The organism is Streptomyces sp. NPDC002868, from assembly GCF_055563295.1.
Genome location: NZ_JBVHDR010000001.1, coordinates 657318 through 675762, shown reverse-complemented (window position 1 = coordinate 675762; position 18445 = coordinate 657318). Strand labels below are relative to the sequence as shown.

20 protein-coding genes and 2 pseudogenes are annotated in these 18445 nt (G+C 69.4%); 9 read left to right on the top strand and 13 right to left on the bottom strand.

From position 1 onward, the window contains the following. Positions 1-3: 3 nt before the first annotated feature. From ACZ3H8_RS03225 to pqqA, 7 genes are read right to left on the bottom strand one after another with little or no spacing between them, the layout of a single operon-like run. The gene (locus ACZ3H8_RS03225) at positions 4-786 is read right to left on the bottom strand and encodes a heparin lyase I family protein (protein WP_467396732.1); all 783 of its coding nucleotides are present in this window, start codon (positions 784-786) and stop codon (positions 4-6) included. 6 nt (positions 787-792) lie between these two features. Beyond that, positions 793-2337: a glycoside hydrolase family 88 protein gene (locus ACZ3H8_RS03220; RefSeq protein ID WP_467396730.1), complete on the bottom strand. Its 1545-nt coding sequence runs from the start codon at positions 2335-2337 to the stop codon at positions 793-795. Then, positions 2334-3455 (bottom strand): pyrroloquinoline quinone biosynthesis protein PqqE, encoded by a 1122-nt coding sequence (gene pqqE, locus ACZ3H8_RS03215; protein WP_467396728.1) that lies wholly within the window; start codon positions 3453-3455, stop codon positions 2334-2336. Before pqqE ends, ACZ3H8_RS03220 begins: the two co-directional genes overlap by 4 nt. Then, positions 3452-3706, bottom strand: coding sequence for a pyrroloquinoline quinone biosynthesis peptide chaperone PqqD (gene pqqD / locus ACZ3H8_RS03210; RefSeq protein ID WP_467396726.1), 255 nt, complete (start codon positions 3704-3706; stop codon positions 3452-3454). The genes pqqE and pqqD overlap by 4 nt, the downstream gene beginning before the upstream one ends. Further along, positions 3703-4401: a pyrroloquinoline-quinone synthase PqqC gene (gene pqqC / locus ACZ3H8_RS03205; RefSeq protein ID WP_467396724.1), complete on the bottom strand. Its 699-nt coding sequence runs from the start codon at positions 4399-4401 to the stop codon at positions 3703-3705. Before pqqC ends, pqqD begins: the two co-directional genes overlap by 4 nt. Beyond that, a complete protein-coding gene (pqqB, locus tag ACZ3H8_RS03200) occupies positions 4398-5294 on the bottom strand; it encodes a pyrroloquinoline quinone biosynthesis protein PqqB (protein WP_467396722.1) in 897 nt (298 codons plus the stop codon). Before pqqB ends, pqqC begins: the two co-directional genes overlap by 4 nt. 11 nt (positions 5295-5305) lie before the next feature. Next, positions 5306-5416: a pyrroloquinoline quinone precursor peptide PqqA gene (gene pqqA, locus ACZ3H8_RS03195; protein WP_307660192.1), complete on the bottom strand. Its 111-nt coding sequence runs from the start codon at positions 5414-5416 to the stop codon at positions 5306-5308. Positions 5417-5690: 274 nt separating this feature from the next. On the opposite strand from pqqA, the gene ACZ3H8_RS03190 reads away from it, so the two are divergent. The 3 genes from ACZ3H8_RS03190 to ACZ3H8_RS03180 all read left to right on the top strand — a co-directional run bounded on the left by ACZ3H8_RS03190 (position 5691) and on the right by ACZ3H8_RS03180 (position 7793). Next, on the top strand, positions 5691-6527 hold the full coding sequence (locus ACZ3H8_RS03190) for an aldo/keto reductase (protein ID WP_467396719.1): 837 nt from the start codon (positions 5691-5693) through the stop codon (positions 6525-6527). Between the two features lie 266 nt (positions 6528-6793). Continuing rightward, the gene (locus tag ACZ3H8_RS03185; protein WP_467396717.1) at positions 6794-7222 is read left to right on the top strand and encodes a hypothetical protein; all 429 of its coding nucleotides are present in this window, start codon (positions 6794-6796) and stop codon (positions 7220-7222) included. 112 nt (positions 7223-7334) lie between these two features. Further along, positions 7335-7793 (top strand): RICIN domain-containing protein, encoded by a 459-nt coding sequence (locus ACZ3H8_RS03180; protein ID WP_467396715.1) that lies wholly within the window; start codon positions 7335-7337, stop codon positions 7791-7793. Here ACZ3H8_RS03180 and ACZ3H8_RS03175 read toward each other — a convergent pair. The 4 genes and pseudogenes from ACZ3H8_RS03175 to ACZ3H8_RS03160 form a co-directional block, all read right to left on the bottom strand. Further along, positions 7783-8142 (bottom strand): hypothetical protein, encoded by a 360-nt coding sequence (locus ACZ3H8_RS03175; protein WP_467396713.1) that lies wholly within the window; start codon positions 8140-8142, stop codon positions 7783-7785. The two genes, ACZ3H8_RS03180 and ACZ3H8_RS03175, sit on opposite strands and share 11 nt — an antisense overlap. A 20-nt stretch (positions 8143-8162) precedes the next feature. Beyond that, complete coding sequence (locus ACZ3H8_RS03170) at positions 8163-9026, bottom strand: class I SAM-dependent methyltransferase (RefSeq protein WP_467396711.1); 864 nt, start codon at positions 9024-9026, stop codon at positions 8163-8165. Between the two features lie 27 nt (positions 9027-9053). Next, positions 9054-9173: pseudogene (locus tag ACZ3H8_RS03165) on the bottom strand (AraC family transcriptional regulator); the annotation flags it as partial. 100 nt (positions 9174-9273) lie between these two features. Continuing rightward, positions 9274-9579, bottom strand: a complete 306-nt coding sequence (locus tag ACZ3H8_RS03160) for a 4a-hydroxytetrahydrobiopterin dehydratase (protein ID WP_356220472.1) — start codon at positions 9577-9579, stop codon at positions 9274-9276. An 85-nt stretch (positions 9580-9664) separates the two neighbouring features. Between ACZ3H8_RS03160 and ACZ3H8_RS03155 the strand changes: the two genes are divergently transcribed. Next, positions 9665-10171, top strand: coding sequence for an FBP domain-containing protein (locus ACZ3H8_RS03155; protein ID WP_467396709.1), 507 nt, complete (start codon positions 9665-9667; stop codon positions 10169-10171). Positions 10172-10185: 14 nt separating this feature from the next. Here ACZ3H8_RS03155 and ACZ3H8_RS03150 read toward each other — a convergent pair whose 3' ends face one another. Further along, positions 10186-11721 carry an ATP-dependent DNA ligase gene (locus ACZ3H8_RS03150; protein WP_467396707.1) on the bottom strand — a complete coding sequence of 512 codons (1536 nt, stop codon included), beginning with the start codon at positions 11719-11721 and terminating at the stop codon, positions 10186-10188. A gap of 188 nt (positions 11722-11909) precedes the next feature. Between ACZ3H8_RS03150 and ACZ3H8_RS03145 the strand changes: the two are divergent. From ACZ3H8_RS03145 to ACZ3H8_RS03135, 3 genes and pseudogenes are all read left to right on the top strand, one after another. Continuing rightward, positions 11910-12465, top strand: a pseudogene (locus ACZ3H8_RS03145) (TetR/AcrR family transcriptional regulator). Positions 12466-12676: 211 nt separating this feature from the next. Beyond that, positions 12677-13738 (top strand): phosphatidylinositol-specific phospholipase C domain-containing protein, encoded by a 1062-nt coding sequence (locus ACZ3H8_RS03140; protein WP_467396705.1) that lies wholly within the window; start codon positions 12677-12679, stop codon positions 13736-13738. 253 nt (positions 13739-13991) lie between these two features. Next, positions 13992-14801 (top strand): helix-turn-helix domain-containing protein, encoded by an 810-nt coding sequence (locus ACZ3H8_RS03135; protein ID WP_467396703.1) that lies wholly within the window; start codon positions 13992-13994, stop codon positions 14799-14801. Here ACZ3H8_RS03135 and ACZ3H8_RS03130 read toward each other — a convergent pair. Beyond that, positions 14791-15210, bottom strand: a complete 420-nt coding sequence (locus ACZ3H8_RS03130) for a hypothetical protein (RefSeq protein ID WP_467396701.1) — start codon at positions 15208-15210, stop codon at positions 14791-14793. The two genes, ACZ3H8_RS03135 and ACZ3H8_RS03130, sit on opposite strands and share 11 nt — an antisense overlap. A gap of 350 nt (positions 15211-15560) precedes the next feature. On the opposite strand from ACZ3H8_RS03130, the gene ACZ3H8_RS03125 reads away from it, so the two are divergent. Both ACZ3H8_RS03125 and ACZ3H8_RS03120 read left to right on the top strand, forming a co-directional pair. Further along, positions 15561-16976, top strand: coding sequence for an extracellular catalytic domain type 1 short-chain-length polyhydroxyalkanoate depolymerase (locus ACZ3H8_RS03125; protein WP_467396699.1), 1416 nt, complete (start codon positions 15561-15563; stop codon positions 16974-16976). A gap of 34 nt (positions 16977-17010) precedes the next feature. Beyond that, positions 17011-18411: a tannase/feruloyl esterase family alpha/beta hydrolase gene (locus ACZ3H8_RS03120; protein WP_467396697.1), complete on the top strand. Its 1401-nt coding sequence runs from the start codon at positions 17011-17013 to the stop codon at positions 18409-18411. The last annotated feature ends 34 nt before the right edge of the window (positions 18412-18445 follow it).

The window sequence follows — 18445 nt, the reverse complement described above, 5'->3', positions numbered from 1 at the left end:
TCCTCAGACGAGCTGATAGCCGCGCAGATTGGTGAGGAGCATGTGGCAGTTCTGCAGGGAACCCGAACTGTCGCCGAGGGAGCGGTAGATGCCCCACTTGGGGCGCACCCGTTCCGCGAGGACGGTGTCGACACCCGACTTCGACTTGTCGATCACCGTGGTGCCGCCGCTCTTGAGGATCCAGCGGACGGAGCCCGAAGTGCCGTTGCCGATCTTGATCTGGAAGTCGACGTCGGTCCACTTGTTGTGCAGCGGTTCCAGGTTCGTACGGCCGACGAGGACATCCCCCTCGATGACCTTGAGCTCGATGGTCTGCACTCCGTTGACGCGTCGCAGCGACTGCACGACGATCGGCGACGAGCCGGTGCCCGGCTGCTTCATCTGCATGATGTGCGTGAAGCTGGTCGTCGCCTTCAGCGTGCTGGGGATGTACATGGAGTACGTGACCCGCCAGGTCTGGCCGGACTTCCACTGAAGGTAGGAGCTGCCGGTGCGGCACCCGGTGACCTCGTGGCGCTGCCGGTCGGTGCTGGTGTCCCGGTCCTGGGTGTGCATGTTGAACCGGAAGTTGTCGCCCTCGGCGAAGATGTGCGGGGCCGCGGCCGGGTGGGAGTCCGCCCGGTCGTCCTCGATGGTCTCGAAGGCCTTGAGCTTGTCGCTGCTCGCGGACGGCGACCAGCGCAGTTGCCAGGAGGCGGCGCTCGCCGGGGTCGCGAGCTGCGGCAGTCCCGCCGCGACGGCGCCGCCGACGGCTGCCCCCAGTACGGCCCTGCGTGATGCGGTCATTTCCCTTTACCTCTCCCGGAGTTGTTCGTTCATGATGAGAAAGGCGCCGAGACCGTGGAAATCATTGGTCTTCCGGTCGCGCTTGATGTAGTAGCTGTAGTTCCCGACATTCGTTCCGATGGAGATGTCGGTGAGATTGGTGCGGCCGTCGCCGCCGACCGAGATCTTTCCCAGCACACCCTGATATCCGCGCTGCGCGACCTGTGCGTAGTGCGCGTCGACATATCCCTGCTGCACCGAGCGGGACAGGGCGAAGGTGAACATGGAGGAGCAGGAGGTCTCGGTCCAGTTGTCGCCCTGCGATCCCTTGTCGACGACCTGGAACCAGCGGCCGGTGGCGGGGTCCTGGTACTTCTCGATGCCGGCCGCGAGATTCCGCAGCAGAGCGAGGAGCTGGGCGCGGCGCGGATGGTCCGCAGGCACGGCGTCCAGGACGTTGACGATCGCCATGGAGTACCAGCCGATCGCGCGGCACCAGTGCTCGGGCGCGAGACCGGTCTTCGGGTCGGACCAGCTCGCGTCGCGCGATTCGTCCCAGGCGTGCTTCAGCAGCCCGTTCGCGACCTGCAGATGGCTTCCGTAGACGGCGAGTTGTTTGGTCGCCTCATTGCTCGCATACGCCGAGTCGCCGAATTCCTTTCCGTACTCGACGAGGAACGGATTCACCATGTAGACGCCGTCGGCCCACAGCTGGCTGCGCCGGGAATCCGATGTCGAATGCCAGAAGCCGCCCTCCGAGGTGCGCGGATAGCTGTTCAGCCGGTCCCGGATCTTCTTCGCCGCTTTCTGGTACCGCGGCTGGCCCGTCTCGTGGTGGAGGATGTTCAGCAGCCGTCCCGCCTGCATGCTGTCGAGATTGTTGAAGCCCTGCCCGATGTTTCCGCCGCTGTCGACGAAGCGGTCGACATAGCTCTTGATGTAGGCGAGATAGCGGGCGTCGTGGGTGCGCTGATAGACGAGGTACTGGCCGTAGAGATACAGCCCGACCGGATAGGACCAGCCGCCGATGGAGCTGGGTGAGTAGCGCGCCATCGTGGACTCGACCATCGCGACCGACCAGTCGGTGACGGACGGCCCGTCGCCGACGGTGAGCGAGTCGAGGTTGGGGCCACCGGTCGCACCGGCGGAGGTGGCTCGTACGGTATTGGACCCGGCCTTCAGAGCGGCGGTGACGTTCCTGGTCTGCCAGCCGGTCCAGCTGCCGGTGGAGCCGAAGGCCAGGCCGCCTGCGACCAGTTGGCCGTTGACCGTGATGTCGAGGGGGCGGTCCGCCAACGTCCCGTTGGCGAATCTCAGGCCCAGCACGGTGGTCCCCGCCCGGTCGGAGTCGACGGTGAATTCGACGTGGCTCCCGGCCGTGTTCGCGTAGTTGACGAATCCGGATCCGGTGAAGCCGGTGTGGTTGCTCTCCACGACGCCCTGGTGGACGACGGCGTCCTCGGCTTCGTACCGTACGGCTGCTGAGGCGGCGGGCTCCGCCGCCGCGGGCACGGCGGACAGTGTGCTGCCGGCCAGCGCGGCCGCCAGCACCAGGGTGGCTAATCGCTTCATGGTCCTTCCTTGCGGTAGGCGTAGACGGGCGCGGCCACCGGCTCGGGGAGCCGCGTGCGGTCGACGAGGTCGCGTACGAGCGCGTGGTCCGGCGAGAGGTGGCAGGCCGGGTCCGTGCGGGTGGCGTCGCCGGTCAGGGCGTACGCCTGGCAGCGGCAGCCGCCGAAGTCCTTGGTGCGCAGCTCGCAGCTGCGGCACGGGTCCCGCATCCACTCCTCGCCGCGGTAGATGTTGAAGGTCTTCGACTCGCGCCAGATCCACTCCATGCAGTGGTCCTTGACGTTCGGGGCGTCCAGTCCCGGCAGCGCGGCGGCGGCCGGGCAGGGATAGACCGTGCCGTCGGGCGCGACGGTGAGCGAGAGCGCACCCCAGCCGCCCATGCAGGGTTTGGCGGTGCCGTCGACGTAGTCGGGCACGACCCACACCAGCTCCATCCGGCCGGCCAGCCGTTCCCGCCACCGCTCGACGCCTTCGCGTGCCCGCGCGATCTGTTCACGGTCCGGCAGCAGGGCGTCCCGGTTGCGCAGGGCCCAGCCGTAGAACTGCGTGTTGGCGAGCTCGATCCGTTCCGCGCCCCAGGCCAGGCCGAGTTCGACGAGGTCGTCGAGCGCGTCGAGATTGGCCCGGTGGAGTACGACATTGAGGCCCAGCGGCAGCTCCGCCTCTCGTACGAGCCGGGCCGCGCGCTCCTTCGCGGCGAAGGAGCGGGCTCCCGCGATGAGCTCCGAGGTACGGGGGTCGGCGTGCTGGACGGAGAGCTGCACGCTGCGCAGACCCGCCGCCGTCAGGGCCGCGAGCCGCTTCTCGTGCAGCCCGACACCGCTGGTGACGAGCTGGGTGTGGATGCCCGCGCCGTCAGCGGCTGCGACGATCTCGGTCAAGTCGCGGCGCAGCAGCGGCTCTCCTCCGGACAGATGGGACTGCACGACGCCCAGGTCAGCGGCCTGCCGGAACACCTCGGCCCACTGTACGGTGGTCAACTCCTCTGACCGACCGACCAGTTCGACGGGATTGGAGCAGTAGGCGCAGTGCAGCGGACAGCCGTGGCTGAGCTCGGCGAGCAGCGCCCACGGCGGCTGGACTCGGGTGACTCCGGTGACTCCGGTGAGCTCGGTCATTTCAGCCAGCCCTCCTTGCGCAACCGACCGAGAAACACCGGGACTTCCTCGGCCACGGGCGCTCCCGGATGCTGCTCGGCGAGCGCCGCGACGATCGCGTCGACGTCGCGTACGCCGTCGCAGAGCCGCACGATGGATCCGGCGTTGCCCTGGAGCACGACCACCCGCTCGGGCAGTACGAGCAGATCGGCGCCGCGCACGCGATCGTGCCGGAAGACCACGGACCGTGAGAGCACGGGCTTCCAGGTCATGGCCGCTCCCCGGCGCAGTCGACGGCGTCGAGCAGCGACCACAGCACGTCGCACTTGAAGGCGAGCGCCGCGACGGCCGCCTCCTGCTGATCCCGGGTGCGAGCCCACTCAAGGACCAGGGCGAGCGCCTCCTCGCTGTCCCGGCTGCCCTGCCCGATCCGGTTGCGGAAGTAGGTGAGCCCGTCGGAGTCGATCCAGCGGTAGTGCTCCTCGAACGCGGCGATCCTGGTGCGCATGATGCCGGGCGCGGACAGCTCGGTGAGCGAGGCGGCGACGGCCTCCAGCGGGCCGTGGAGCCGGCAGAAGTTGACGTATCCATCGACCGCGAGCCGTACGCCGGGCAGTACTTCGTCCCCCGATTCGAGCCGCGCGCGATCGATTCCGGCGGCCTCGCCGAGCCGCAGCCAGCGCTCGATGCCGCCGTCGCCGTCCTTCTCCCCGTCGTGGTCCTGGATCCTGCGCAGCCAGGAGCGGCGCAGCTCGGAGTCGTCGAACTTGGCGAGGATCAGGGCGTCCTTGACGGGGATGTGGCGCTGGTAGTGGAAGCGGTTGAGAATCCAGCGGCGCAACTCGGCCGGGGCCAGGGTCCCTTCGTGCATCCGTACGTTGAAGGGGTGGCGGTCGTGGTAGCGCTCGGTGGCCACGGCGCGCAGCCGCGCCGTGAACTCCTCCCGGCTCCAGATCGTGGTGCTCACAGCTCGATCACCATTCGGTCGGCGGCGACCTCGAGTCCCCATCCGCCGAGCAGCGCGTGCTGTGGGGCGTCCGGGTCGGCGAGGGGGTTGGTGTTGTTCAGGTGCGTATAGAGGCAGCGGGCGTTCAGCCCGGAGAGCCGTCGTGCGGTGCCGTTCGGCCCGGCGATCGGCAGATGACCCATTCCGGTTGCGGTCTTGGCCGAGATCGACGTCCGTACCGGCTCGTCGTCGTCCCAGAAGGTGCCGTCGAGGATGACGCAGTCGGCTTCCTCGACCGCTTCCTGGAACTCGTCGGTCCAGCGGGCGAGGGCGGGCGCGTAGAGCAGGCTGCGGCCGGTCGTGGTCTCACGCAGCCGCAGCGCGACCACCCAGGTGCGCTCGTCGGGTCCGCTGCCGACGGCGTACCGCGGCCGTTTGGCCGAAACGGGTACGGCATCTATTTCCACGGTGCCGCCCTTGACGAGCGGTTCCGCTTCGCGGCCCAACTCGCGCCATTCGATACGGGTGTACGGGGCGAGTACCTCGCCCAGGCGCAGCCGGCCGAGCAGTGCGTCCCGTACCGGCCGGGTGGCGAGGATGTCGAAGCCGTCGGCCTCGCGCAGCCGGGCGATGCCAAGGGTGTGGTCGAGTTCGGCGTCGGTGAGGATCACTCCGGCCACGGGGGATTCGCGCGGCCCGGGCCCGGGCCGCAGCGCGTGGCTGTCCTCGATCTGGTCGCCGATGTCGGGGGTGGCGTTGACGAGATACCAGCGGCCCTCGTCCGCGCGCAGGGCGAGTGAGGCATGACGACGGCGCCGGTGCGGGTGTGCGCGTGCCCCGGCACAGCCGGGACACGCGCAGTTCCACTGGGGCAGTCCGCCGCCCGCCGCGGTGCCGAGCACCTGCAGCAGCATGGCGGCGGGGTCTACCGGTCGGTGAGCGCGTAGGCGGTGACTTCGAGCGCGGTCTCCACGACCTCGAACTCGGGAGTCTGCCAGTTGATGGTCTCCTCCGATGTTTCCTTGCTGTCGTGCATGAGCTGTACCTGCCTTCCTGAGATGTGGGGGTCAGGAGTGATTCAGGAGTGATTGCTCTGTAACGCATGATTGAGCAAGACTGAACGTCCGTTCACATGAGTGTCCGGCGTTCAGTTATGTGCCATAGAGTTGCGTCTTGATGAGACGCGGTCAATGGTCCGGACCGATAAGGTCGGAGCTGTATCAGGCCAACTTCGGGGTCGGGAATGCGTCCGCACGGGTGATCGTTGATCCTGGGGGAGTACCAATCGACAACGTAAGGATCGACCGCTCGTGAGCAAGGTCCCCTCCATCTCCCTCAACAATGGCGTCGCCATGCCGCAGCTCGGCTTCGGTGTCTGGCAGGTACCGGATGACGAGGCGGCGAAGGTGGTTGCCACGGCCCTGGAGGCCGGCTACCGCAGCATCGACACTGCGGCCATCTACGAGAACGAAGAGGGCACCGGCCGTGCCGTCGCCGCCTCCGGCATCCCCCGCGAGGATCTGTTCATCACCACGAAACTCTGGAACAGCGACCAGGGTTACGACTCGACCCTGCGCGCCTTCGACGCCTCGCTGGACAAACTGGGCCTCGACTACATCGACCTGTACCTCATCCACTGGCCGCTGCCGTCCAAGAACGCCTATGTGGAGACGTACAAGGCCTTCGAGAAGATTTACGCGGACGGCCGTGCCAAGGCGATCGGCGTCTCCAACTTCCTTCCGGAGCACGTTGAGCGCCTGATCGGCGAGACCTCGGTCGTCCCGGCCGTGAACCAGATCGAGCTGCACCCCCAGCTCCAGCAGAGCGAGCTGCGCGCCTTCCACGACAGGCACGGCATCATGACCGAGGCCTGGTCCCCGCTGGGCCAGGGCAAGGGCCTCCTGGAGGTCCCGACGGTCGTCGCCGTCGCGCAGAAGCACGGCCGCACTCCCGCCCAGGTGGTGCTGCGCTGGCATCTGCAGATCGGCAATGTCGTGATCCCCAAGTCCGTGACCCCGTCCCGGATCAAGGAGAACCTCGACGTGTTCGACTTCGAGCTGGACGCCGACGATCTGGCGGCTCTCGCCGCGCTGGACGAGGGCAAGCGTCTTGGCCCCGACCCGGCGACGTTCGCCTACGGCGCCTGATCGCTGCCTGAACGACCCCGTCGCCGCCCGGCTCGTGCCGGGCGGCGATGTCGTTCTTGCAGGCGCGCTCCTGCGTGCCGAGTGGCGGAATCCAGTCGGCAGGGCACGTCGATGGCGGTGACGCGCCCAAGCCATGCGCAGCTTGCACTGTTGATCCGTAATGCAACCAAAGGTCATTTCGAGCTGAGCGCGTCGATTCCTCATATTTCCGAGCAATATGCCTAGGGTTGGTGATCCGCAGTCCCTTCCCCGTGGAGAGAGTCCAAATGGAGCGTTTCAGACGCGCGTCGGTGACAGGAATCGCGACGGCCGTTGTGCTGGCCGGGTCGGTCGGCATGGCCATGCCCGTGGCCGCCCCGACACCTCCCGTACAGACAGCCGACGGCTCGGGCAGCTCGGGCGATGAGCGACCAGCGCCCGAACGACCAGAGCTGTCGGCGAGAGTCGCGGTGAGCGAAGTCCCGGCGTGGCATGAGTTCCGGGTGTACGGGGCCTCCAAGCTCCTGCCCCCGGGTACCAAGGTGACCCTCCAGCAGAAGCAGGGCACAGAGTGGGTGACCCTGCCGGCGTCCATGAACACGACGCACAAGTCGACCTTCAAGATGCGCGTCCTCCTCGGCATCAAGGGTTACAACACGCTCCGGATCATCGGCGGCGGCACCGTCTCGCCCGAGTTCACGGTCACGGTGCACTGAGGCGGGCCCGGCTCATCGCGCGGGACATAGCCCTCGCCGAACGCCTTGCGGCGGCGAGGGCTACGTTCATGGTGTGCGCGAATGCCACACCGCCGACCGAGGAGTACGGACATTGAGCGGGGCACTGACACCTGGCCGCTACCTGGTGCGCAATATCGGCAGCGGGATGCTGCTCGAGGTGTACGGCGGTGCCAAGGGCAGCGGGGCCATTGTCCAGCAGGGCAAGGAGACCGGAGCCCCGGCCCAGCAGTGGCAGATCGACCCCGTGCCGGGCGGCAGCGGGCTCTACCACTTCGTGAACGCCGGGAGCGGCAAGCGCCTGGACGTCGCGGGCGCCGCGACCGAGAACGGCGTCAACATCCAGCAGTGGAAGGCCAATAACTTCGGCGCCCAGGAGTGGATCATCGAGCAGCACCTGGACGCGCCGGGCACCGTCGCCATCGTCAGTTTCATCAGCGGGCTGCTGCTCGAGGTCGCCGACGGCAGCACGGACGACGGCGCGAATGTGCAGCAGTGGGAGGACACCGACTCACCCGGTCAGTGGTGGCAGTTGGAGCCCGTCACTCCCTGACCAGCAGCACCGCTCCGGCGACGGCTACGGCGAGCGCACCCGCGCCGACCGCTCCAGCGGCCAGGAAGCCGTGGGAGGAGCGCCAGGAGAGCGCGGACCACCGCGACTGGGCGGACAGCAGCGACCCCGTGCTCATCCACGACCCCGCCGAGAACAACGACTGGGTGGATCCGATCGAGCCGACCGACAGCGCGCTGCCGACCGAGCCGACCGACAGCGCCGAGCCGACGGAGCCGATGGAGAGCACCGACCCGACGGAGCCGATCGACAGCACGGAGTCCTGAGACCAGAGGGACAGCAGCGAGGTGGACCTCATGGACTTGGTGGACTTCTTGCACTTCTTGGCCATGAGGTCATCCTGCCCCTGATTCAGCCCCGGCGGGCGGTGTGCACCGTGCGTGCGGTGAGCAGATACGCGTCCGGGCGATGCCGCAGTCCCTGCGGGTCCTCCGGATCCAGCAGCCGGTCGAGCAGCGCGAGGTCCTCGGCCGGCAGCAGGCCGTCCAGGATCTTGCGCTGCCAGGCGAAGGCGGAGACCAGCTGTTCGCGCACCACCTCAGGCACCGGCGCGGGGATGTCGAGCAGGAAGGTACGGGTCCCGCTCGGCGTGAGACCTGCCGCGCCGAGCAGCGCCCTCCAGTCCTCGACCTCGTCCTTCGTGCCGGACAGCTCTGCCCGCATCCGGGTGAACCACTCGCCCGCGGCCGCGTCGATCCGGCCCTCGAGCCCCGGTCGGCCGATGCCGATGTCGCGCGGGAGGTGACGCGAGGGCAGCCCGCCCTCGACCACCGCGACCAGCCCGCCCGGGCGCAGCAGCCGGGCGAAGTCGGCGAGCGCGGCCCGCTGGTCGCCCATGTGGTGCACCGCGTTGCCCGCCCAGATCAGGTCGGCATCGCCCAACTCCTCGATTGTGTCCGGGAGTTCGGCATGGCGTGTACGGATGCGGTCGCCGAGCCCGGCGCGCTCGGCCCGTGCGCGGGCCCGGGCGAGGAGCGGCTCGGTGGCGTCCACGGCGACCACTTCGGCGTACGGGAACGCCTCGGCGAGCAGCGTGGTCAGCACTCCCGGGCCACTGCCGATGTCGAGGACCCGCCGGACGCCGGCGGCAGGCAGCAGCTCTCCCAGCCAGGCCGCCGCCCGGCGGTACAGAGGACTCTGGAGCTCCGCGCCGCGCTCCAGCAGCGGGCCGAGTTCGTCCCAGTCGATATGCGTCGTGTCATGGTGATGGCTCATGGACCTAAGGTTCGCGCGGCGGTGCGGTTACGGCGACTGATGTTGCGGTTCCGGCAAAACAACGCCTCCACGGTGTTCCTGCGGACTGATGCCGCGTACCCGCTTGAATGCCGCGCTCAGCGCGAACGAGCCCCTGTAGCCGACCTGGCCGACCCCGCGGGGTCGTTGCCCCAGCTCCGGGCCCGTACTGGCCCGGGCCCCTGACCGTCATCCGGAGGCGTACCGCTCGGCCGGCGCGTGCGGCTCGTCAGTTCGCGCCGTGCCCGGGGGCAATCTGCTCCACCCGCTGGGCGAGCTCGAAGTCCTTCTCGGTGACCGCGCCGCCCGCGTCATGGGAGTTCACTGACAGAGCGAGCGTGTTGTAGCCGAGGGTCAGATCCGAGTGGTGGTTCAGCTCGTCCTGGATCTGCGCGATGTGCACGACCATCGCGGTCGCCGCGAAGTGCGTGGAGAGGCGGTACGCGCGGGCGATGCGGTCGCCCTCCAGGGACCAGCCGGGAAGTTCGCTCAAGCGGTCCTCGATGTCCTTCTGCGACAGCGGCTCTGTGGGCATGAACAGGATCCCTTCAGAAAACGGCGGCGGCTTCGGCCACCATAAATGGGATGCCCGTCCGAGGCGCTCTGTGTACGTTCCACCGGTGGAAGCTCTGACCGAAAAGCAGATACGCGGATCCTTCGTCAATTGCACGAAGGGCGAGGCGACCCGCCTGAAACTCCCCATGGACTTCGCCGAACTCCCTTGGGAGGACCTCGACTTCCTCGGCTGGACCGATCCGGGTGCCCCGCTGCGGGCCCATATCGTCCTCCCCCGGGCAAACGGCCCTGTCGGCGTCACCCTGCGGGTGCCGTCGACCGGACGGACCAGCGCCGTCAAGTCGAGCATGTGCCATGCCTGCCTCACGGGACACGCCTCGTCCGGGGTGACCCTCTTCGCCGCCCCACTGGCCGGCGCGGCGGGGCGGGAGGGGAACACCGTGGGCACGTACCTCTGCGCGGACCTCGCCTGCTCGCTGTACATCCGCGGCAGGAGACAGCCCAAGCTGCGCGGTGGCCTCCACGAGGAGACCCTCACCCTGGATGAGCGGATCACCCGTACGGTCGGCAACCTGAGCGCCTTCGCCGACAAGGTGATGGGCCTGCGCTGAGTCCGGGGGTGCGGTCAGCGCGTGTCCAGGACCTGCTCGATGGTGTCGGCCTGCTGAGCCGGCTTGTCGGGACGGTGGCTCAGTACCCGGGCAAAGCGAAGGGTGACGCCGGCCGGGTAGCGCGGGGAGCGCTGCACGCCGTCGAAGGCGATCTCCACGACGAGTTCGGGACGGACCGTGACGGTGAACCCGTCGTCGTCGACGGCCAGTTCGCGCAGTCGCTGCGTCTGCCAGCGCAGCATCTCGTCGGTGAGGCCCTTGAAGGTCTTGCCGAGCATGACGTACGTACCGTCGGCGGCGCGTGCGCCGAGGTGGAGGTTGGAGAGCAGGCCGGTGCGTCTGCCGTGACCCCACTCGGCGGCGAGGACGACGAGGTCGAGGGTGTGGACGGGTTTGACCTTGAGCCACGAGCGGCCGCGGCGGCCCGCGACGTACGGCGAGTCGAGGGCTTTGACGAGGACGCCCTCGTGGCCACGGCGCAGTGTCTCGGCGAAGAACTCCTCGGCGGCAGCGACCTGTTGGGCGGATGCGGGGTCCTCGACGACCGCGCGGCGCACGCGCATCGGCTCGGGGACGAGGCGGACGAGGACGGTGCGCCGTTCGCTGCCGGGCAGATCGAGCGTGGGCTCCCCGCCGGCGGCGAGGACATCGAAGAAGACGGGCGACAGGGGCAGCGCGGCGCGTGCCGCATCCACGTCGACGCGGGAGCCGACACGGGAGGCGATGTCCTGGAAGGGGAGGGGTCGGCCGGTGGCGTCCAGGGCGATCACCTCACCGTCCAGGATGAACCGGTCGCCCGTCATCTGGCGCGCGGCGTCCGTGACTTCGGGGAGGCGGTCGGTGATGTCGTCGAGGGACCGCGTGTAGATCCGGATGTCCTCACCGCTGCGGTGCACCTGGACGCGGATGCCGTCGAGCTTCTCCTCGACCACGCAGGCGGTGCCGAGCGCCTCGACCGCTTCGGTGACCGATTTCGCGGTGTGGGCGAGCATCGGCAGCACGGGGCTGCCGACGCGCAACTGGAACCGCTGGAGCGCGTCGGGCCCCTCGGCGAGCAGGTCACGGGCGACGCGGGGCAGCGACCCGTCCAGCATCACGGCCCGGCGCACATCGGCGGCCTGCGCGCCGGCGGCCCGGGCGACGCCCTCCAGCGCGATCGCGTCGAGCGCGCCCTGTCGTACCTCGCCGATCAGCAGCCGCATCACAAACTCCTGCTCCTCGGCGGTGGCGCGGGCCATGAGCTCCCGCACGAGGCGCTTGCGCTCGGCCTGGGACCCGGATCCGGTGACCTCGGCGAGACGGGTGAACGCGGCGTCCGCGTCGGCGACGCTCAGACTGGGGACGCCGGCGGGCGGTACGGCTTCCTTGAGCACGCTCCAGCCGACGCCGATGCGGCCTTGCGGGACGCGCCCGGCGAGGTACGAGATGACGAGGGCGACGTCGTCGGGCTGCGCGTCGGCGAACAACCCGGCGAGCGCGGCGATCTTCCGCGACCGCGCGGAGGTGGCGGCGACTGCTCGGGACACGTCGACGAGCCGGGCCAGCAGCATGTGGCCATGGTGGCACGACGGGGGCGGGGGGCGCACGTGTCGCGTGGGCCTGGTGAGCGGGCCGTGCTGCCCGGCCGGTGTTACGGGGTAGCTGGGCAGAAAACGTGGCGGGCGGGGCCGCGGGTGCCCCGAACGTTCTTGGTGTGCACCCCTTGATGCGGGGGTGAGAGCGCCCCTCCCTTCCGGGAATCGAGCGGGCCGACGCGCAGCGGAACCGCGACAAGATCCTCTCCGCCGCGGTGCACGTCTTCGCAGAACAGGGACTGGACGCGCACCTGGAGCGCATCGCCAAGGAGGCCGGCGTAGGCACCGGCACCCTCTACCGGAACTTCCCGACCAGGGAGGTCCTGATCGAGGCCGCCTATCGCAATGAGCTGAGCCGGCTGTGCGACGCCGCCCCCGATCTCCTGGCCACGATGGAGCCACGGGAGGCGTTGCGCGCCTGGATGGGCCGCTTCATCGACTACGCGACCGCCAAACTGGGCATGGCCGACGCCCTGCGGGCCCTCGTCGAGTCGGGCGTCAATCCATACACACAGAGCCACGAGATGATGCTGGCCGCCCTGACCTCTCTTCTGGACGCCGGCGTCAGAGCCGGCACCATCCGGTCGGACATCGGCGCAACCGATATGTTCGCCGGGCCTCACCGGCATCGCTCTCGCCTCCGGAAAGCCCGAACAGCGAGAGCCGGCCGAACGCCTCCTCGACCTCACCCTGGACGGACTGAGCACCAACAGGCACTGACACCGTGGCGGTCTTGAGTTTCTGACGCGCCGCCCTTCGCCCGGCCGGCCGGGCTCGTAACGCTCACCGCCGCGACGAATTCCTGGACCCCGGCTCGCATTCAGCCCATCCGTAACGGCCGAGTCCAGTCTCCCCAGGGTTCACTCAACTCCCCTAGTCTTCCGTCGACTTGATCGATCAGACGATCGAACCGACGTGAAGGCAGGAGACCATGGGGAAGCTCACGCGCGCGGCCGTGACGACGACAGTCGCGGCCGGGCTGCTCGCCGCCGCACTCGCCCCGGCGGAGGCGGCCACGCCCCTGTCGGCGGACCCGGGGCAGCTGCCCTACTCCTCCGCCACCTGGGTGGGCGTTCACAACGCCTACGAGAAGGGGAAGTACTCGTACTTCGCCGACGCTCTCGACTCCGGCGCCGGAATGCTCGAACTCGACGTCTGGACCAATGTGTTCGGCCGGTCGTGGCGGGTCTCGCACAACAATCCTCTCGGCAACAACAACAACTGCGAGAACGCGGCGAACGCCGCAGAACTGCGCACCAAGTCCAGAAACCAGGACCTCGGCGGCTGCCTCGCGGACATGAAGGCGTGGCACGACGCCCACCCCGGCCATCGTCCGATTCTGATCAAGATCGAGATGAAGGACGGCTTCCAGAACAACAACGGACGCGGCCCCGCCGCGCTCGACGCGCTGCTCTCCGCCCGACTCGGCAACGCCCTGTTCCGCCCGGCCGACCTGGCGGGCTCTCACCCTGAACTCGACACGGCGGTACGCACGAACGGCTGGCCCGCACGGTCCGCCCTCGCGGGCAAGTTCGTGGTCGAGCTGATCCCCGGCACGGTCGAGGAGGGCAACCCCGCCGACACCCTGTGGACCGACCGCGAGTACGCCACGCACCTGCGCAATCTCGCGGCCGCGGGCAAGCTCCGGGATGCGGCCGCCTTTCCTGCCGTCCATGGCGCGGCCACCGGCGACCCCCGCACCCGGTACGCCGATGCCGGTATCCGCCCCTGGTTCGTCCTCTTCGACGGGGACGCCGGTACGTACGCGGGCGGCACCGTCGACACCGGCTGGTACGACCGGAACCACTACCTCGTCGTCATGACGGACGCACACAATGTGGCGCCCGCGATCGACGGCACGAACCCGACCGAGACGCAGGCCCGGGACCGGGTCGCGCTGCTGGCGGGCCGCCACGCGAGCGTGGTCTCGGCCGACTGGTACCCGCTGCCGTCGGTGCTGGCGACGGTGGTGCAGCGGGGCGTCAGCCGGTAACGGGCGTAACACATGTCACAGCGGGGCCCGGGGGTCCCGCGGAACACAGCACGATGGTTTACCGTTCATCTACACCTGGGTGTGGATGGGACAGTGTCCCCGGGCCTCACCTTTTGCCCACAGGGACGATCGTTCGGCTGAAGCCCTGTGGAGCGTTTCGCCGAGAGGCGACCGCCATTCGCGCCCACCTCTTGCCGCCCCGGCCGGAAACCCCCGTCCGGCCGGGGCTTTTCCTGCGTATTACCGTCGGGGTATGACAACTGTCGCGTCCGGCACGGGAGCAGGGCCGCTGCTGCGCGGCTGGCGCGAGCGGCGCCGGATCAGCCAGCTGGAGCTGGCCCTGCGTGCCGACTCGTCGGCCCGCCACATCAGCTTCATCGAGACGGGACGCTCCCGCCCGAGCGCGGAGATGATCCTGCGCCTCGCGGAGCACCTCGATGTCCCCGTACGGGAGCGCAACGCCCTCCTGCTGGCGGCCGGTTACGCGCCCCAGTATGCCGAGACGCCCCTCGACGACCCGGCGATGGGGGCGCTGCGCGAGGGCATGGAGCGGCTGTTGCAGGGCTACGAGCCGTATCCGGCGGTCGTCGTCGACGGCACGTACACCGTGCTGGCCGCGAACCGCGGTATCGCGATGCTCCTCGAAGGCCTGCCGGAGCATCTGCTCACGCCGCCGTTGAACGCCATGCGGATCACGCTCCACCCGGAGGGGCTGTCCTCGCGGATCCGCAGTCTGCGGGAGTGGCGCGGCCATCTGCTGACCCAGATGGAACGCGAGATCGCACTGGCCCGCTCCGAGCCGCTGCGCGAGCTGTACGACGAGGTCGCTGCCTATCCCCTTCCGGAGATCCCGGAGACCGGCGCCGGACCCGAGGACCGTCATGAACCCCCTTATTTCGCGCTTCCGCTGCAGATCGAGCACGACGGCCGGGTGCTGTCCTTCGTGTCGTCCATCTCGACCTTCAACACCCCGCTGGATGTGACCGTCGCCGAGCTGGCCATCGAGACGTTCCTCCCGGCCGACCCGGCGACGGCCAAGTATCTGCAGTCGCTCACGCCGTAGTGGCAGCGCGCAGCGCGGACCACTGCAGGACGGCGAAGCCGGCGACGGTCAGCGCCTGCAACGGGATCCAGACGGCACCGGCGGTCGTCGGCTCGAGCCAGAGCGCGAGCGCGGCGATGCTGAGGACGGCCCACAGCAGATTCGCGTCGACGACGAGCTTCACAGGCAGCTGCGGCGGCTCCCGGCGGGAGGCGAGAAAGCCGACTCCGGCCCCGAACAGCACGAGAAATACGCCCAGTTCGACCAGGACGGTGGTATCGACGCCGAGGAACCGCCCCAGAGGGCCGAACGCCGCGACGTACGCCAGTCCGTTGACGCCGGTGACGAGGGCGTCGAGAGCGAGGAACCGGCGCAGCATCGTCTGCGGCTCGGTGGTGCGGGAGATCCCGGCGAGCAGAGTTGCGGACATGGCTGATCAGCCTCCATCGAGGTCGTACGGGCTGGTCGGGGACCCGGAGCTCGGACGGAGTACGCCGCCCGAGTTCCGGTACCGCAAGGGTGCCGAGCGAAGCAGGGGGCGTCGATTACTCGCGAGGTAATGACGAGAGGATGGAACGCCCAAGGGCGAGCGGAGGCGAACCACGCTCCTAGCAGGCGTACGCCGCACGGGCAACGGTCCGCGCACCGCCGTCCGCGGCCCTCGCTATGGGTCGTGTCACCATTCCGCGGGCAACCGGCCGGTTCCTACTGTGACCGGCACATCGGTACGCCTGCGGGAGGTCTCGGATGCGGTCATGCAAATACCCCAAGCCGGCCGGCATGGGCACTGTCCTCGCTCTGCTCGCGGCCCTTGTGTGGTTTGCCCCCGCGCCCGCCGCGCATGCGGCCGTTCCCCTGGAGAAGGTGGGCAACTTCGGTGCCAATCCGGGCGGTCTGAACATGTACGTGTACCGGCCGGCCGCCCTCCCCGCGCATCCCCCGGTCGTGGTCGCCCTGCACGGCTGCACCCAGAGCGCCCAGGTCTACGCCGACAACTCCGGACTGACGACGTTCGCCGACCGGCACGGGTTTGTGCTGGTGCTCGCCGAGACGACGCCGGCGAACAACATCAGCAGCTGCTTCAACTGGTTCCAGACGACCGACAACCGGCGCGGGCAGGGCGAAGCCGCGTCGATCCGGCAGATGGTCGCCCATGCGGAGAGTGCGTACGGGGCCGATGCGGCGCGTACGTACGTCACCGGGCTCTCGGCCGGGGGCGGCATGACCGCGGTCATGCTCGCCGCCTACCCCGACGTCTTCGAGGCGGGCGCGGTGATCGCCGGGCTGCCGTACGACTGCACCAAGGACACAGGGGCCCTCACCTGCATGGACCCGGGTGTGGACCGCACGCCGGCAATGTGGGCCCAGCGGGTCCGCGACGCCTATCCCGGGTACGCCGGGCCGTGGCCCCGGGTGGCGGTCTGGCACGGCGACAATGACCCGAAGGTCGTCCCAAGGAACGCGGATGAGCTGCGGGACCAGTGGACCGCTGTGCACGGCGTGGACCAGAATCCGGACCGCACGTCCACGATCGGGCCCGACCAGACGCGCCGGGAACAGTATCTGGGGACCGACGGCAGGGTCGTCGTCGAGGTCGACCGGGTGCCCGCCATCGGCCACGGCACGCCGGTGGATCCGGGCAGCGGGCCGCAGCAGTGCGGGCAGACCGGCACCGCGAACTTCATCGCTTCGATCTGCTCCAGCTACTGGATCACCGAGTTCTTCGGTCTGGGCGGCTCCACGCCGGATCCCGGTGGCCTGCCGGCCCCGGCCGGGCTCGCCGCCACGGGAGCGACCGACACCTCAATCACCTTGAACTGGAATGCGGTTGAGGGCGCGGCGGGCTACGCGGTGTACCGGGACGGGGCGCGTGTCGCCACTCCGGCGGGCTCGCCCTTCACGGACACGGGGCTGAGCCCGGGCACGGGCCACGGCTACAACGTGGCCGCCCGCGACGCGACAGGGACCGAAGGCGCACGCTCCGGCCTGGTCACGGCTGCCACCACGGGCTCCGCTGCGGCCTGCTGGACGGCCGACAACTACCGCCAGGTGGCGGCGGGGCGGGCCATCACCGACGGCAGCTATGCATACGCCAAGGGGTCCGCGCAGAACATGGGCCTCTACAACACCTTCGTCACCCACACGCTGAAGGAATCCCCGGCCGGCTACTACGTCGTCGACGGCAACTGCCCCTGACCCGAGGGTCCGTACACCCCCAGGAGGTTTCCCCGTGCGCTTCGCCCTTCCGTACGCGGCCGCGCTGCTGCTCGCCGTCACCGCCGCACCGGCCGTCGCCCGGCAGCAGCCGGAGACGGAGACCCACTGTGCGCGGATCGCGCGGCTGCACGTGCCCGGCGCCGAGCACCAAGAGGTCTCCTGTCTGGGCGAGTTGACGACGGCGGGGACGGTCGCCTCCGGCCATACCGATCAGGCCGACTGGGCCGGGCTGACCCCGGCGGGACTGGCCACGCCCAGCGGGGTGCCCGGCATCCAGATCGACGGCTATTTCTCCGACACCTCGACCGGCAACTCCAACCACGGCTGGAGCCATGACTCGCAGTTCGTCGTCCGGCTGCCCGACCGCTGGAACGGCGGCCTGGTCGTCGCGGGCTCCCCCGGCGTGCGCGAGCAGTACGCCAACGACCGCGCCATCGGCGACTGGGTCCTCTCCCGCGGCTACGCGTTCGCGGCCACCGACAAGGGCAACACGGGCGCGGGCTTCTACCGCGACGGCGCCGCCCCGGGCGCCGCGATCGCCGAATGGAACGAGCGGGTCACGCAGTTGACCAGGGCCGCCCGCGCGGTCGTCGCCCAGCGCTACCACCGCCCGCCGTCCCGCACGCTCGCCACCGGCATGTCCAACGGCGGCTATCTGGTGCGCTGGCAGCTGGAGAACCACCCCGAGCTGTATGACGGCGGCGTCGACTGGGAGGGGACACTCTGGCGGGCGAGCGGACCGCATCTGCTGACCTTCCTGCCGCCCGCGCTGCGCCACTATCCCGTGTACGCCTCCGGCGGCCCTGGCGCCGACGAGGCGCACAGAGCAATGGTCGCCGCCGGGTATCCGGCGGGGTCGGAGTTTCTGTGGCCCTTCCATCATCAGTACTACTGGGACCTGACCCAGCGGATCTACCGGGAGGAGCTGGATCCGGGTTACGACGGCACGACCGAGGCGGGGACTCCGTACTGCGCACCCGGCACGCCCGCGTGCGACGCGGACTACGACTACGCGTCCCGGCCGCCCGAGGTGCGCCGGGCCGTCGCGTCGATCGGGCTGACCGGCCGGATCGGCAAACCGCTGATCACCCTGCACGGCACCCTCGATGTGCTGCTGCCCATCGGCCGTGACTCCGATGTGTACGCAAAGATGGTGCGCAACGCCGGACGCGGCGGGCTCTTCCGCTACTACCGCGTCGAAGGCGGCACGCACGTCGACTCGCTCTACGACGTCTTTCCGGACAGGCTGCGGCCGTTGACGCCCTGCCACCGATCGGCGTTCACCGCCCTGGAGGGCTGGATCGGACACGGGAGGCAGCCGGTGTCCAGCCGCACGCTGGCCCGCCCGGAACCGGCCGATCCGCGCACGCTGCTCACCGACTGTCCGCTCGGCCGCACAATGGCCGGATCCTGAGCAATCCGGAGCTCGCCCGGCCCCGAATACCAGT